Source organism: Citrobacter sp. RHBSTW-00017 (assembly GCF_013797615.1).
Taxonomy (GTDB): Bacteria; Pseudomonadota; Gammaproteobacteria; order Enterobacterales; family Enterobacteriaceae; genus Citrobacter; species Citrobacter braakii.
Genome location: NZ_CP056899.1, coordinates 300,133 through 313,767, shown reverse-complemented (window position 1 = coordinate 313,767; position 13,635 = coordinate 300,133). Strand labels below are relative to the sequence as shown.

General features: G+C 53.2%; 15 protein-coding genes. 3 read left to right on the top strand and 12 right to left on the bottom strand.

What is annotated here, in order from left to right; genetic code table 11:
- Positions 1–73 precede the first annotated feature (73 nt).
- From HV037_RS01440 to livK, 6 genes are all read right to left on the bottom strand, one after another.
- Entirely contained in the window at positions 74–355 is a 282-nt protein-coding gene (locus HV037_RS01440; RefSeq protein WP_046274511.1) for a hypothetical protein, read from the bottom strand.
- A gap of 101 nt (positions 356–456) precedes the next feature.
- Positions 457–1,170: a high-affinity branched-chain amino acid ABC transporter ATP-binding protein LivF gene (livF, locus tag HV037_RS01435; protein ID WP_085951092.1), complete on the bottom strand. Its 714-nt coding sequence runs from the start codon at positions 1,168–1,170 to the stop codon at positions 457–459.
- A 17-nt stretch (positions 1,171–1,187) separates the two neighbouring features.
- Positions 1,188–1,955, bottom strand: coding sequence for a high-affinity branched-chain amino acid ABC transporter ATP-binding protein LivG (gene livG, locus HV037_RS01430; protein WP_003023438.1), 768 nt, complete (start codon positions 1,953–1,955; stop codon positions 1,188–1,190).
- Entirely contained in the window at positions 1,952–3,229 is a 1,278-nt protein-coding gene (gene livM / locus HV037_RS01425; RefSeq protein ID WP_016154835.1) for a branched chain amino acid ABC transporter permease LivM, read from the bottom strand. Before livM ends, livG begins: the two co-directional genes overlap by 4 nt.
- Positions 3,226–4,152, bottom strand: a complete 927-nt coding sequence (gene livH, locus HV037_RS01420) for a high-affinity branched-chain amino acid ABC transporter permease LivH (protein WP_003023435.1) — start codon at positions 4,150–4,152, stop codon at positions 3,226–3,228. The genes livM and livH overlap by 4 nt, the downstream gene beginning before the upstream one ends.
- Positions 4,153–4,213: 61 nt before the next feature.
- Complete coding sequence (gene livK, locus HV037_RS01415; protein ID WP_047415930.1) at positions 4,214–5,323, bottom strand: high-affinity branched-chain amino acid ABC transporter substrate-binding protein LivK; 1,110 nt, start codon at positions 5,321–5,323, stop codon at positions 4,214–4,216.
- A gap of 424 nt (positions 5,324–5,747) precedes the next feature.
- On the opposite strand from livK, the gene panM reads away from it, so the two are divergent.
- Positions 5,748–6,131 carry an aspartate 1-decarboxylase autocleavage activator PanM gene (gene panM, locus HV037_RS01410; protein WP_016154837.1) on the top strand — a complete coding sequence of 128 codons (384 nt, stop codon included), beginning with the start codon at positions 5,748–5,750 and terminating at the stop codon, positions 6,129–6,131.
- 157 nt (positions 6,132–6,288) lie between these two features.
- Here the strand turns inward: panM and livJ are convergent, their stop codons facing one another.
- The 5 genes from livJ to ftsY all read right to left on the bottom strand — a co-directional run bounded on the left by livJ (position 6,289) and on the right by ftsY (position 12,018).
- Positions 6,289–7,392, bottom strand: a complete 1,104-nt coding sequence (gene livJ / locus HV037_RS01405; RefSeq protein ID WP_146053224.1) for a branched chain amino acid ABC transporter substrate-binding protein LivJ — start codon at positions 7,390–7,392, stop codon at positions 6,289–6,291.
- 267 nt (positions 7,393–7,659) lie between these two features.
- Entirely contained in the window at positions 7,660–8,514 is an 855-nt protein-coding gene (gene rpoH / locus HV037_RS01400; protein WP_003023425.1) for an RNA polymerase sigma factor RpoH, read from the bottom strand.
- Between the two features lie 255 nt (positions 8,515–8,769).
- Positions 8,770–9,828 (bottom strand): permease-like cell division protein FtsX, encoded by a 1,059-nt coding sequence (gene ftsX / locus HV037_RS01395; protein WP_016154839.1) that lies wholly within the window; start codon positions 9,826–9,828, stop codon positions 8,770–8,772.
- A complete protein-coding gene (gene ftsE, locus HV037_RS01390; protein WP_003023420.1) occupies positions 9,821–10,489 on the bottom strand; it encodes a cell division ATP-binding protein FtsE in 669 nt (222 codons plus the stop codon). The genes ftsX and ftsE overlap by 8 nt, the downstream gene beginning before the upstream one ends.
- Positions 10,490–10,491: 2 nt before the next feature.
- Positions 10,492–12,018, bottom strand: a complete 1,527-nt coding sequence (gene ftsY / locus HV037_RS01385; RefSeq protein WP_047415926.1) for a signal recognition particle-docking protein FtsY — start codon at positions 12,016–12,018, stop codon at positions 10,492–10,494.
- Positions 12,019–12,294: 276 nt separating this feature from the next.
- Here ftsY and rsmD point away from each other — a divergent pair, with 276 nt between their 5' ends.
- On the top strand, positions 12,295–12,891 hold the full coding sequence (rsmD, locus tag HV037_RS01380; RefSeq protein ID WP_016157666.1) for a 16S rRNA (guanine(966)-N(2))-methyltransferase: 597 nt from the start codon (positions 12,295–12,297) through the stop codon (positions 12,889–12,891).
- Positions 12,881–13,156: a DUF1145 family protein gene (locus HV037_RS01375; RefSeq protein ID WP_103283360.1), complete on the top strand. Its 276-nt coding sequence runs from the start codon at positions 12,881–12,883 to the stop codon at positions 13,154–13,156. The genes rsmD and HV037_RS01375 overlap by 11 nt, the downstream gene beginning before the upstream one ends.
- A gap of 84 nt (positions 13,157–13,240) precedes the next feature.
- Here the strand turns inward: HV037_RS01375 and HV037_RS01370 are convergent, their stop codons facing one another.
- Complete coding sequence (locus HV037_RS01370; RefSeq protein WP_016154843.1) at positions 13,241–13,615, bottom strand: DUF2500 domain-containing protein; 375 nt, start codon at positions 13,613–13,615, stop codon at positions 13,241–13,243.
- Positions 13,616–13,635: the final 20 nt, after the last annotated feature.

The window sequence follows — 13,635 nt, the reverse complement described above, 5'->3', positions numbered from 1 at the left end:
GCACAACAAAGCCGGGTAGCGCTATGTCTTACCCGGCCAGGATGACGTTATCTGTTGCAGCCAGCAAAGAACATTAATCTTTACGCCAGCGTCGTTCATATTCATTCTGTAAACGCTGCTGTTCCCGCCGCTCACGTTCGCGCTGAATATCCGATTTCTCATCTTCCCAGCCCGGGCAGACAGAGGTGGTGAACACTTCACAGGGCGAGCTGGACTGGGCTAACGAGTTGTCCGGTTTCTCTTCCCAGATTGAAGGGTCGCGCGGGTCGAACGCTGGCGGTGTTAAGGCCAGGGTATTTGATGAAAGCGTCCAAAACAAACCGCCAATCATCATGCAGATACCGGAACGTATCATCCTTTCTCCATGTTCACTTTTATTATTGATAACTATTCTCAATAATAACATAGAGCAATAAAAAGGGGCCATATCAGGCCCCCTTGTCCATTCAGAGAATGTTAACCGCCCAGATACGCGCTGCGCACTGCTTCGTTAGCCAGTAACGCATCACCGGTGTCTTCCAGCACCACATGACCGTTTTCCAGCACGTAGCCGCGATCGGCGAGCTTCAGCGCCTGGTTAGCGTTCTGTTCGACGAGGAAGATTGTCATCCCCTGCTCGCGCAGTTGTTCGATGGTGTTGAAGATCTGCTGGATGATAATCGGCGCCAGACCCAGCGACGGCTCATCAAGCAGCAGCAGCCGCGGCTGACTCATCAGCGCACGGCCTATCGCCAGCATCTGCTGTTCACCGCCGGACATCGTGCCCGCACGCTGAATTCGACGTTCATGCAGGCGGGGAAACAGGTCATACACCCACTTGATGCGTTCCTGAAACTGGTCCTTTTCGGCAAAGAAGCCGCCCATCGCCAGGTTCTCTTCCACCGTCATGCGGGAAAACACGCGACGCCCTTCCGGAACAATCGCTACCGCTTCGCGCATGATTTTCGCCGTCTGCCAGTCGGTAATGTCTTTACCATCAAAGACAATTCGCCCACTTGTCGCTCGCGGATCGCCGCACAGCGTACCAAGCAGCGTGGTTTTTCCCGCGCCGTTGGCGCCGATAAGCGTCACGATTTCACCCTGATTGATATACAAGCTGACGTCGTGCAGCGCCTGTATCTTGCCGTAGTGGGCGCTGACTTTGTCAAAGGACAACATGACTTTTTCCATATTATGCGTCACCACCATTATGCTTCACCTAAATAGGCGCGGATCACGTCCGGGTTGTTACGAATCTGTTCCGGCGTCCCGTTCGCCAGCGGCGTGCCCTGATTCACCACGTAAATACGGTCGGAAATACCCATCACCAGCTTCATGTCGTGCTCAATCAACAAAATAGTGGTGTTGTGATGGTTACGCAGTTCAGCAATCAGCTCGTCCAGCTCTTTGGTCTCTTTCGGGTTGAGGCCTGCGGCGGGTTCGTCGAGCATCAGGATTTCCGGCTGGGTCACCATGCAACGTGCAATCTCCAGACGGCGCTGGTCGCCGTAGGCCAGGTTACTGGCCTGACGGTTGGCGTGCTCCAGCAAACCAATACGCTCCAGCCAGGTGGCAGCGCGATCCAACGCTTCACTCTGCGCGCGACGGAACGACGGGGTTTTCAACAGGCCGGAGAAGACGCCGGTTTTCAGCTGCTGATGTTGCGCCACCAGCAGGTTTTCAATCACCGTCATCTCGCGAAACAGACGCACGTGCTGGAAAGTACGCACCACACCCATCCGCGCAATTTGCTGACCCGGCAGCCCTTCCAGATGCTGGTCGCGCAGCTTAATCGTCCCACCCGTCGGCTTATAAAAACCGGTCAGGCAGTTAAAGACCGTGGTTTTTCCCGCGCCGTTTGGCCCGATTAACGAGACGATCTCCTGTGGTCTCAGCTCCAGTTCAACGTTGTTTACCGCCAGCAGACCGCCGAAGCGCATCATCAGGCCGTTGACGGATAATAATGGCTGACTCATGCCTGCTCTCCTTTTGCTTCCCCGTTTTTCAGCTTCAACTGCGGACGGGTCATCGGCAACAAGCCCTGCGGACGCCAGATCATCATCAGTACCATTAAACCACCCAGCATTAACATGCTGTATTCATTGAAATCACGCATCAGCTCGCGTGACACCACCAGCAGGATGGCCGCGAGGATCACTGCGAACTGTGAGCCCATTCCGCCCAGTACCACAATCGCCAGCACAAAGGCCGACTCGGCAAAGGTGAAGGATTCCGGGCTGACAAAACCCTGACGCGCGGCAAACAACGTACCGGCAAAACCGGCAAACGCGGCGCTGATGGTAAAAGCGGTCAGCTTGATGCGCGTAGGGTTTAAGCCCAACGAGCGACAGGCTATTTCATCTTCGCGCAGCGCTTCCCACGCACGACCCAACGGCATACGCAGCAGACGGTTGATGACAAACAGCGAGAAGACCACCAGCAGCAGCGCCACCAGATAAAGGAAAATCACGCGGTCAGAGGGATCGTACTTCACGTTAAAGAAGTTGCTGAAGGTATCCCAGCCACCTTCACGGGCAGTACGGCTGAACTCCAGACCGAAAAAGGTCGGTTTCGGGATCTGGCTGATACCGTTCGGACCACCGGTCACTTCGGTGTTGTTGAGCAGCAGGATACGGACGATTTCGCCGAAGCCTAAAGTCACAATCGCCAGATAGTCACCGCGCAGGCGCAGTACCGGGAAGCCGAGCATAAAGCCCGCAGCAGCGGAAACCAGCCCCGCCAGCGGCAGACAGGTCCAGAAGCCGAGTCCGTAATAGTGGTTCAGCAGCGCGAAGGTGTAAGCACCGATGGCATAGAAGCCGCCGTAGCCCAGCACCAGCAGACCGGAAAGCCCCACCACCACGTTTAAGCCGAGGCCGAGGATGATATAAATCATCGTCAGCGTGGCAATATCAACCGTACCGCGCGACACCATAAACGGCCACGCCACGGCAATCACCAGCAGCGCCACCAGGAACAGCTTCTGTTTAACGGTGGAGCCATCAATCGCCGGCAGAATAAACTTCGGTCCGGAGACACTCTTCAGGCCCTTCTGGAAAGCTGGACGCAACAGTTGGAAGAGAAAGACCACGCCAGTGCCGATAAACACCCACTGCCAGCGGATATCCGCGGCGGTATCCACCACCAGTTTGGTGCCGTCAAGCTCCAACTGGACGCCCATAAAGACGCCCGCCAGGATGAAGAACATAGCGGCAGAGAGCAGCGCCATTGCAAAATGCATCGGTTTCATACTTTCTCTACCTCCGGGCGACCCAGAATACCGGTCGGCATCACCAGCAGCACCAGAATCAGCAACGCGAATGAAACCACGTCTTTGTATTCGGTACTCAGATAAGCAGAGGAGAGCGCTTCCGCGACACCCAGAATCAGACCGCCGATCATCGCCCCAGGAATGCTGCCGATGCCGCCCAGTACCGCCGCAGTAAAGGCTTTCATCCCGGCCATAAAGCCGATATAGGGGTTAATTACGCCGTAGAACTGGCCGAGCAGTACGCCCGCTACCGCCGCCATTGCCGCGCCAATCACAAAGGTCAGTGCAATCACGCGATCGGTATTTATGCCGAGCAGGCTGGCCATTTTCAGGTCTTCCGCGCAGGCACGGCAGGCACGGCCCATACGGGAGTAACGGATAAACAGCGTCAGCGCCAGCATCGCCAGGAAGGTTACAATCCAGATAACCAACTGCATGGTGGTGATGGAAGCAGAGAAGTTTTCGCTACTGCCGACGGTCCACTGGCCGTTAAACAGGCTGGGCAGCGCCACATCGCGCGAACCTTCCGTCAGGCTGACATAGTTTTGCAGGAAGATGGACATCCCGATAGCGGAAATCAGCGCGATCAGGCGCTTAGAGCTGCGCACGGGCCGATACGCTACGCGTTCAATGCTCCAGCCGTAGGCGCTGGCAATCACAATCGCGCCGACAAAGCCCGCCGCGACCAGTAGCCAGCTGGAATCAATACCCATCATCATTAGCGCAGCGATGATCATAAAGGAGACATAGCTGCCGATCATATACACCTCGCCATGGGCGAAGTTGATCATGCCGATAATGCCGTACACCATCGTGTAACCGATAGCGATCAGCGCGTAGGTGCTTCCCAGCGTGACGCCGTTAAACATCTGCTGCAAGAAATAGAGGAACTGCTCGGACATAAGGTAACCTTTCTTAACCCGCCCGTTTTGCACGGGCGGTGGGATAACTCGTCTTCAGCTATTACTTCGCGACGGTCGATGATCCGTCCGCGTGCCACTGGAAGACACCAAACTCAAATCCCTTCAAATCGCCTTTTTCGTCCCATTTCAGCGGCCCAATCACGGTGTCAGCCCCGTGTGCTTTCAGATCTTTCACCAGATCCAACGGCTCTTTGCTACCGCTGCGATCCATTGCTGTCGCCAATGACTGGACGGCTGCATAAGTGATCCACACGTACGGTCCGGTTGGATCTTTCTTGTCAGCTTTGAGCGCATCGACGATAGCTTTATTCGCCGGATCCTGGTCATAGCGTTTTGGCATGGTCACCAGCATGCCTTCAGCGGCATCACCGGCAATATTAGACAGCGACGCATTGCCCACGCCCTCAGGTCCCATAAACTGGGTATTCAGCCCGACGGAGCGAGCCTGCCGCAGCATTTGTCCCATTTCCGGGTAGTAGCCGCCGTAATAAACAAAATCGATATTTTCTTTTTTCAGGCGGGCGATCAGCGCAGAAAAATCTTTTTCCCCGGCAGTGATCCCGTCAAAGAAGACGATATTGGCTTTGCCCGCTTTCAGGCTCTCCTGCACTGAACGCGCCAGGCCTTCACCGTATTGCTGTTTATCGTGAATGATGGCGATGCGTTGCGGCTTCACCTTCTCCAGAATGTATTTCGCGGCGGTCGGCCCCTGAGAGGAGTCCAGGCCCGCTGTACGCATAATGTGTGCGTAACCGCGCTGGGTAAGTTCCGGGTTGGTCGCGCCCGGGGAAATCATCAGAATGCCTTCGTCTTCATAGATATCTGATGCGGGCTGCGTGGAGGATGAGCACAGATGACCAATAACGTACTGAATGCCGTCATTGACGATTTTGTTCGCTACCGCAACGGCCTGTTTCGGATCGCAGGCGTCGTCATATTCGACGGCAACGAGTTTGTCGCCTTTGACCCCGCCTTTGGCATTGATATCTTTAATGGCCTGACGTGCGCCATTAAATTCCATATCACCCCACTGCGCGACCGGACCTGACATCGCCCCGACAACAGCGACCTTGATATCCTCCGCCATGACCGCGTGTGACATTGCCAGAGCTATCACCCCTGCGATGATTGTTTTCGCATTCCGTTTCATTTTCCTGAATCCCCATTCGTGATGATGTATATATTTTGTATTTATGTGGTTAAAAAGCAGACTGTGCTTTTTTTGAACTGTACTATTTTTACCAGTCTCGTTAATGGTTTAGCGCAGTTTTTTAAGCAAATTACGGCTAAAATCTCTATTTTTCAGTCGATTAAGAAAAGATAATATTCTGCTTTTCACTATAGATAAACAAAAAAAAGTGCATTTGTCAGCATAAAATAACGGCACAAAGAGCGGAATAAAATGCTGCATTCCAGGGTATTATCCTGCCTGTTTTTCAATCTCTACTGTTTCAATCTGTCATTGTCGTTGTTACAAAACTATTAACCTGGTTAATCGCATTAAAAAGAGAAAGCATCCGGGCGAATTATTTCGGTACACTGATTCCATCTTTTGTGATTTGGACATGCTGTTAATGAAGCTGACCATCGTTCGTTTAGATAACTTTAGCGACCAGGACCTGATTGATCTGGGCAAAATCTGGCCGGAATATTCCGCCTCATCATTAAGCGTAGATGAAACGCACCGGATCTACGCCGCACGCTTTAACGAGCGTCTGTTAGGCGCCGTGCGGGTAACCCTGAGCGGCACACAAGGCGCACTGGATTCATTGCGCGTGCGCGATATCACCCGCCGTCGCGGCGTCGGGCAGTATTTGATCGAAGAAGTGATCCGGGAAAACCCTGACGTGAGTTCGTGGTGGATGGCCGACGTCGGCGTTGAAGACCGCAGCGTGATGGCCGCATTTATGCAGGTGTTAGGGTTTACGGCCCAGGAGAATGGCTGGGAGAAACGGTAGAAAACCGCCCCCAACCAATTGTATTATGAGTATTTTCCCAAGAATTTTGTGTTGCAGGCAGGCGGCAAGTTATAAAATCCCCGGAGCTTACATAAGTAAGTGACCGGGGTTGAATAACGCAGCCAACACACCTGCGGCACGAAAGGCGCCGGGAAAATCACTTGGCGTCTGTCGCCGTCCCGTTTGCATGCCAGTCAAACACGCCGAATTCGAAGCCTTTCAGGTCGCCCTTCGCATCCCATGACAGCGGCCCCATCACGGTTTCCACTGAGTTTGCTTTCAGATACTTGGCAATTTCAGCCGGTTCGTCAGACTGGTTCAGACCGGCCTGCAAAGATTGCAGCGCGGCGTAGGTGGTCCATACGAATGCGCCGCTCGGATCCTGTTTCTTGGCTTTGATAGCATCTACGATGGGTTTGTTCGCTGGAACCTGGTCGTAGTTCTTCGGTTTCGTTACCAGTAAGCCTTCTGCAGATTCACCGGCGATGTTAGACAGCGACACGTTCGCTACACCTTCTGGCCCCATAAACTGGGTTTTCAGACCCGCGGCGCGTGCCTGGCGCAGGATTTGCCCCATTTCCGGGTGGTAACCGCCGTAGTAAACGAAATCGATATTCTCTTTCTTCAAACGTGCCACCAGCGTAGAAAAATCTTTTTCCCCGGCGGTGATCCCGTCAAAGAACACCACGTTGGCGTTACCCTTTTTCAGGCCATCCTGCACCGCGCGGGCCAGACCTTCACCGTACTGCTGCTTATCATGAATAATCGCGATGCGCTGCGGCTTCACTTTTTCAACGATATATTTGGCGGCCGTTGGGCCCTGATCGGAATCCAGACCAGTGGTACGCATTACCAGGCTATAGCCGCGCGCGGTCAGCTCCGGCGCCGTTGCCGCTGGAGTGATCATCAGAATACCTTCGTCTTCATAGATGTCTGACGCAGGCTGAGTGGAAGAAGAGCACAGGTGACCGATTACGTATTTAATCCCGTCGTTGACCACTTTGTTCGCAACCGCTACCGCTTGTTTCGGGTCACAGGCATCGTCATATTTCACCATGACCAGTTTGTCACCTTTCACGCCGCCCTTGGCGTTGATATCCGCAATTGCCTGCTCTGCGCCGGTAAATTCCTGATCGCCATATTGTGCTACCGGGCCAGACATCGCCCCGACGACGGCAACTTTAATATCCTTAGCAAACGCCATATTGCTCAAAGACAGGGCGATACATCCTGCCAATAACGCTTTACCCTTCATATTCATCCTGACAATCCCCATTATTGTGGTTATTACGTGTGTTGTGATGTTGTTGTTCAGCACTTTATTTCGATTATTGGATAGCCACCCGTGCTTTAGCAGCATACTCTGCTAAAACATACCCGATTTTTATTATTTTGGAATAGCTAAATTTGACATGCAGATAACAACCTGATGACAAATAGCATAAACGTCAGAGGAGAGGGAGAGATAAAAACAAAAAACCCCGGATTTTCATCCAGGGTTTATCAGCATTTCCAGGTCGGCGGAAGATTACGCTTCGATCGCCGCACGCAGTTTTTTCATGGCGTTCTTTTCAAGCTGACGAACACGTTCAGCAGAGACGCCGTAGCGATCGGCCAGTTCCTGCAACGTCGACTTGTTGTCTTCGTCCAGCCAACGGGCGCGAATGATGTCCTGGCTACGCTCGTCCAGACCCTCCATTGCGTGGGTCAGTTTGTTCGCGGCCTGATCTTCCCAGTTATCTTCTTCAATGCCGTCGGCAAAGTTAGATGATTTATCCTGCAGATACAGAACCGGTGCCATCGGCTGGCTGTCAGACTCGTCGTCTGAAGACATGTCAAACGTCATGTCCTGCGCCGCCATACGGGATTCCATTTCGCGCACGTCTTTGCTGGAAACACCCAGCTCACGAGCAACCATTTCAACTTCGTCCTGATTGAACCAGCCCAGACGCTGCTTGGTTTTACGCAGGTTAAAGAACAGCTTACGCTGCGCTTTGGTGGTCGCGACTTTTACGATACGCCAGTTACGCAGAACGTATTCGTGGATCTCAGCTTTGATCCAGTGCACGGCGAAAGAAACCAGGCGCACACCCACTTCCGGGTTGAAACGGCGCACGGCTTTCATCAGGCCGATATTGCCTTCCTGAATCAGATCCGCCTGCGGCAGGCCATAGCCCGCATAATTACGAGCAACATGAACAACAAAGCGCAGGTGAGACAGGATCAGCGTTTTAGCTGCTTCCAGATCGCCCTGGTAATGCAGCTTTTCAGCCAGTGCCCGCTCCTCGTCAGCCGACAACATCGGCCACGCGTTCGCAGCCCGGATGTAAGATTCCAGGTTACCAACAGGGGCTAAAGCTAAATTTTGCATTTCTTTGGTCATTCAAATCCTCTCAATCTTTTCATCTGACGCGTTGGCTAAAACCAATAGCAACAACCATGCCAGAGCTTATGAGCAACGAGAATATCATTCAATCTTTTATCAGACAGTGATTTTATCCACAAGTTCCATGTCGTAATGTGTATAGATTACGCACAAAATGTGACATCACAATGAATACGCTGGGAAGAGATAACAGGGACTCTTTCCCTGCAGAGCGAACTACTCAGTGCAGGGAAAGATTATACCAGAGATTTTTTAATCGGGGGTAAAGTGGCGTAAATGTTGAACCGTGGCAAGCCAGGCTGCCACCCAGCCAATCATCGAGCACACCAGCAGCAATAACAGGCATTCGTCGAATGATAAGCCGTTGATATCAAACTTAGTTCCAAAAACCTGTGCCACCTCAGTAACCGCTGACGACAGGCGCATCACCAAAATTTCTGACAAAATCAGTGAAAGAAATGCGCCGGAAAAACCGAGCAGCGCACCGCCGTAGAGGAACGGACGCAGGATAAACCCATCCGTCGCGCCAATCAGTTTCTGCACGTTAATGGTATCGCGACGCGCAAAAATACTCAGGCGCACACTGTTACCGATGACGAGGAAGACCGCCGCTACCATCAGCACGCCAATCATCGCGGAGACGCGTCCGACAAGGCCAGTCAGCGCCGCCAGACGGGCAAACCAGCTGTCATCCATGCGCACTTCATCAATACCGTTGATTTGTGCGATACGGTCGCGCAGCGTGTTCAGCGACTCCGTGCCCTGGAAGTCCAGTTTCGGGATAACCACCGCCACGGCCGGTAGCGGGTTCTCTTCCAGCATATCCAGCGCGCCGCCAAAGCCGGACCAGTTACGGAATTCGCCCAGCGCGTCATCGCGGGAAAGATAATTCACTTTCTCCACGCCCTGCTCGGCCTGCAACTGACCAACTACCCGCGCCGCTGCATCATCATCCAGCGTTTTTTGCAGGTAAACGGTGATCTGCGGAGAAGGATAATACTGGCTTGCCGCATGATCGACGTTCTTATAAACCATGTAGCATACGCTTGGCAGCGTTAGGGAGATGGCAATAACCATCACCGTCAGGAACGTCGCCAGCGGCTTGCTTTTCAGGTCCTGTAACGCGCCCTGGAACGCGTAGCGTACCTGCTCGTTAAAGACATTGGTTTTACGCGAGTTCGGCTTTGGCGCGGCTTTCGCCCGCTTTGGCGCGTTACGACCGCCATCTCCCGGCGCGCCGCCCGATTTACGGAAGCGATCCAGTCGGCCACCGAACTGTTTGATTTGATTAATAGCGTCACGTCTATTCATGGGCCAGGCCTCCATGCAGATGTCCATCGCTCAGAACCATTTGGCGATAGGAGCGACGGGAGATCAGGCCAATATCGTGCGTGGCCATTAATACCGTGACCCCGACGCGGTTAAACTCTTCAAACAGGCGAAGGATCCCTTCCGACAACGCGTCATCCAGGTTCCCTGTTGGTTCATCCGCCAGCAATACCGCCGGTTTGTTCACCACCGCACGGGCGATGCCCACGCGCTGTTGTTCACCGCCGGAGAGCTGAATAGGGAAGTTTTTCGCTTTGTCCAACAGTCCGACCTTATCCAGCGCCGCTGACACGCGACGACGAATATCGTCCCCGCTGGCGCCCGCGATGATCAGCGGGATTGCCACGTTGTCAAACACGGTTCTGTCCATCAACAGGTGGTGATCCTGAAAAATCATGCCAATCTGACGACGCAGAAACGGCACTTCACGGTTTTTCAAACGGCTGATGTCATGCCCGCTGAAGTAGATTTTCCCGGCGCTGGGCCGTTCAATTCCACAAATCAGCTTCAGCAGGGTACTTTTCCCCGCGCCGGAGTGGCCGGTCAGAAATGCCATCTCGCCAGGCTGCATATGGAAGGTAACTCCCTGCAGCGCTTGTCTCCCACCGAGATAGGCCTTGCTGACATGTTCAAAGCGAATCATTGTTAATCCTCTCGGGCAAAAAGTGCCTCTATAAAATCGTCCGCTTTAAACGGACGTAAATCCTCGATACGTTCGCCCACACCGATATAGCGGATAGGGATGCCAAACTGATCGGCAACCGAGAAGATGACCCCGCCCTTCGCTGTACCGTCCAGCTTAGTCAGGGTGATACCGGTTAAGCCCACGGCTTCATGGAACAGTTTGGCCTGGCTTATCGCATTCTGCCCGGTGCTGGCGTCGATAGTCAGCATAACTTCATGCGGCGCATCTTCGTCGAGCTTCTTCATGACGCGAACGATTTTTTTCAATTCTTCCATCAGGTGCGATTTGTTCTGCAAACGCCCTGCGGTATCAGCGATCAGCACATCTACATTACGCGCCTTCGCCGCCTGGATAGCATCAAAGATGACGGACGCGGAATCCGCGCCGGTATGCTGAGCAATCACCGGGATGTTGTTACGCTGACCCCAGACCTGCAGCTGCTCTACCGCCGCCGCACGGAAGGTATCGCCCGCCGCCAGCATCACCGATTTACCCTGCTGCTCAAACTGACGCGCCAGCTTTCCGATAGTGGTGGTTTTACCCACGCCGTTGACGCCAACCATTAAGATAACAAACGGCGTCTTGCCATCAACATTCAGCGGTTCTTCCACCTTCGCCAGAATCTCGCCCATCTCTTCTTTCAGCAGGCCGTACAGCGCTTCCGCGTCTTTGAGCTGCTTACGGCTGGCACCTTCCGTCAGATTCGCAATAATCTTGCGGGTCGTTTCTACGCCCACGTCGGCGATCAGCAGTTGCTCTTCCAGCTCTTCAAACAGATCATCGTCGATCTTTTTACCACGGAACAGACTGATAAATCCGGAACCAAGGTTTTCTTTTGTTTTCAGGAGGCTGCGTTTCAGACGCGCAAAGAAACCTTCTTTCGTTGGTTTTTCCTGCTCCTGGACTCCCTCTTCTTCTGTCGGTGCTTCTACGGCAGGTTCTTCTACCGGCACCACCATCACGGCTTCTTCAGTTGCCTCAGCAGCCAGCGCCTGCGCTTCCAGCTCTTCATCAGTCAGGTGCGGTTCGTTTTCGGCTTCCTCTTCAACCGCCTCAACGATTTCCACGGTTTCCGCTTCGGCCTGCCACTCTTCGGCAGAAACCTCTTCGGTTTTCACCTCTTCCGGCAGCGGCAATTCTTCGCGTTCGATAACCGTCGCCGCTGGCGTTTCCACTACGGGTTCAGCAGCGGGTTCAGCAACCCGCTCAATCTCCGGCTGCGATTGTTCGGCAACAGGTTCTGCTTCCGGCTGCAGTTTTTCGATTTCCGCAACCTGTTCAGTCACTTCAACAACTTCAGCTGCAAAAGCTTCCGTTTCCGCCTCGCTACGGGTTTCCTCGGCGCGCGGCTGTTCGTCAACGACGGTAGTTTCTTCAGCAACCGGTTGTTGTTCTTCGTTTTTTAATTCTGTCTCGTTTTCCGGTGCCTGCTCTTTTTGACCAAAGCCCAGCCAGGAAAAAAAGCCACGTTTTTTCTCTTTCGCCATTTGCGACTACACTCCCCCGCTGTTGCTTCATGGCACAGCGTCAACGCTATGTACATAGCAGCTAAAAAAATGATGAAATAGTCTATCACTTATACCCAATGAATTTCGAGTTACGTCAAGGTGGCAAGCGCACGAATCCCGATGAGCTTACTTTTAGTAAGTGATTCGGGTGAGTAAGTGCAGCCAACGAAGAGGTAACTTGAAAGGCGACGGGTTAACTTAACTCACATCACCGCCTGGAATGACACGTCAGCAGCGGATTGAGCAATAATTGAAATGAAAAAACCGAATCACTCTGGTAGCGGCCAGATCCGCATTATTGGCGGCCAATGGCGTGGCCGTAAACTCCCGGTTCCGGATAGTCCCGGTCTGCGCCCAACCACCGACCGCGTACGCGAAACCTTATTTAACTGGCTGGCCCCGGTAATGGTCGATGCTCACTGCCTGGACTGCTTCGCCGGCAGCGGCGCGCTGGGACTGGAAGCCCTCTCTCGCTATGCGGCAAATGCGACGCTTCTGGAAATGGATCGCGCGGTATCACAGCAGCTACAAAACAATCTCGCCACGCTGAAAGCCCCCCATGCCCGGGTCGTCAACACCAATACCCTGACATTTTTGGCCCAGACGGGTACGCCGCATAACGTGGTGTTTGTTGACCCGCCGTTTCGCAAAGGATTACTGGAAGAAACATTAACTCTTCTGGAAACTCATGGCTGGCTGGCAAATGAAGCGTATATTTACGTTGAAAGCGAAGTAGAAAACGGTTTGCCGCCGGTTCCGGTGAACTGGTCGCTGTACCGCGAAAAAGTCGCCGGACAGGTCGCCTATCGCCTTTACCAACGTGAAGCACGAGGAGAACACGATGCTGATTAACCTGGGACGCCTGCTGATGTTGTGCGTCTGGGCATTTTTACTACTCAATATTTTCCAATCCTTTCCACGCCCGCTTAACATCTTCGTTAACGTCGCACTGATTTTTATGGTGCTGATGCACGGCATGCAACTGGCGCTGTTAAAAAGCACCATGCCTAAAGATGGCCCGCAGATGACCCGCGGAGAGAAAATCCGTATTTTTCTGTTCGGCGTCTTTGAGTTACTGGTTTGGCAGAAGAAGATTAAAGATCAGTTGAAGAAGTAACTGTGATCTTTTCGCCCGGCGGCGCTTAGCAGGCCGGGGCGACAAAATCTCCAGGCCGGACAAAGCGTAAGCCGCCATCCGGCATCAGTCAGATGAAACCTTAGCGTTCACTGTAAAATCAACAAAACGCGAACCTTTGTAACTCAGCGTTCCCTTATCCCCGACCGTTAACGCATGGTACTGCTGGGCATCCAGACGAAACGTCTGCTCGAAGCCGCCACTTTGTGGCTTAAAACTGACTTCATAGCGCATGCTGGTCCCCGCCGGGCTCACTTCCTGCTGGCGGGATCGCCGATCGTTAAGCGGTTTTTCCCGTTTGTTACTCACCACCACCTGCTTTTGCACTAACGGCGCAGTATCATTATCGGCTTTTTCACGCCGCTGCTGAACGAAGCGAAACGACGCAGCAACAACGATTAAGACAATGATAACAATGAAAAAAAGTGGTGGTTTGCTCATATTATTAACCCATCAGAAAA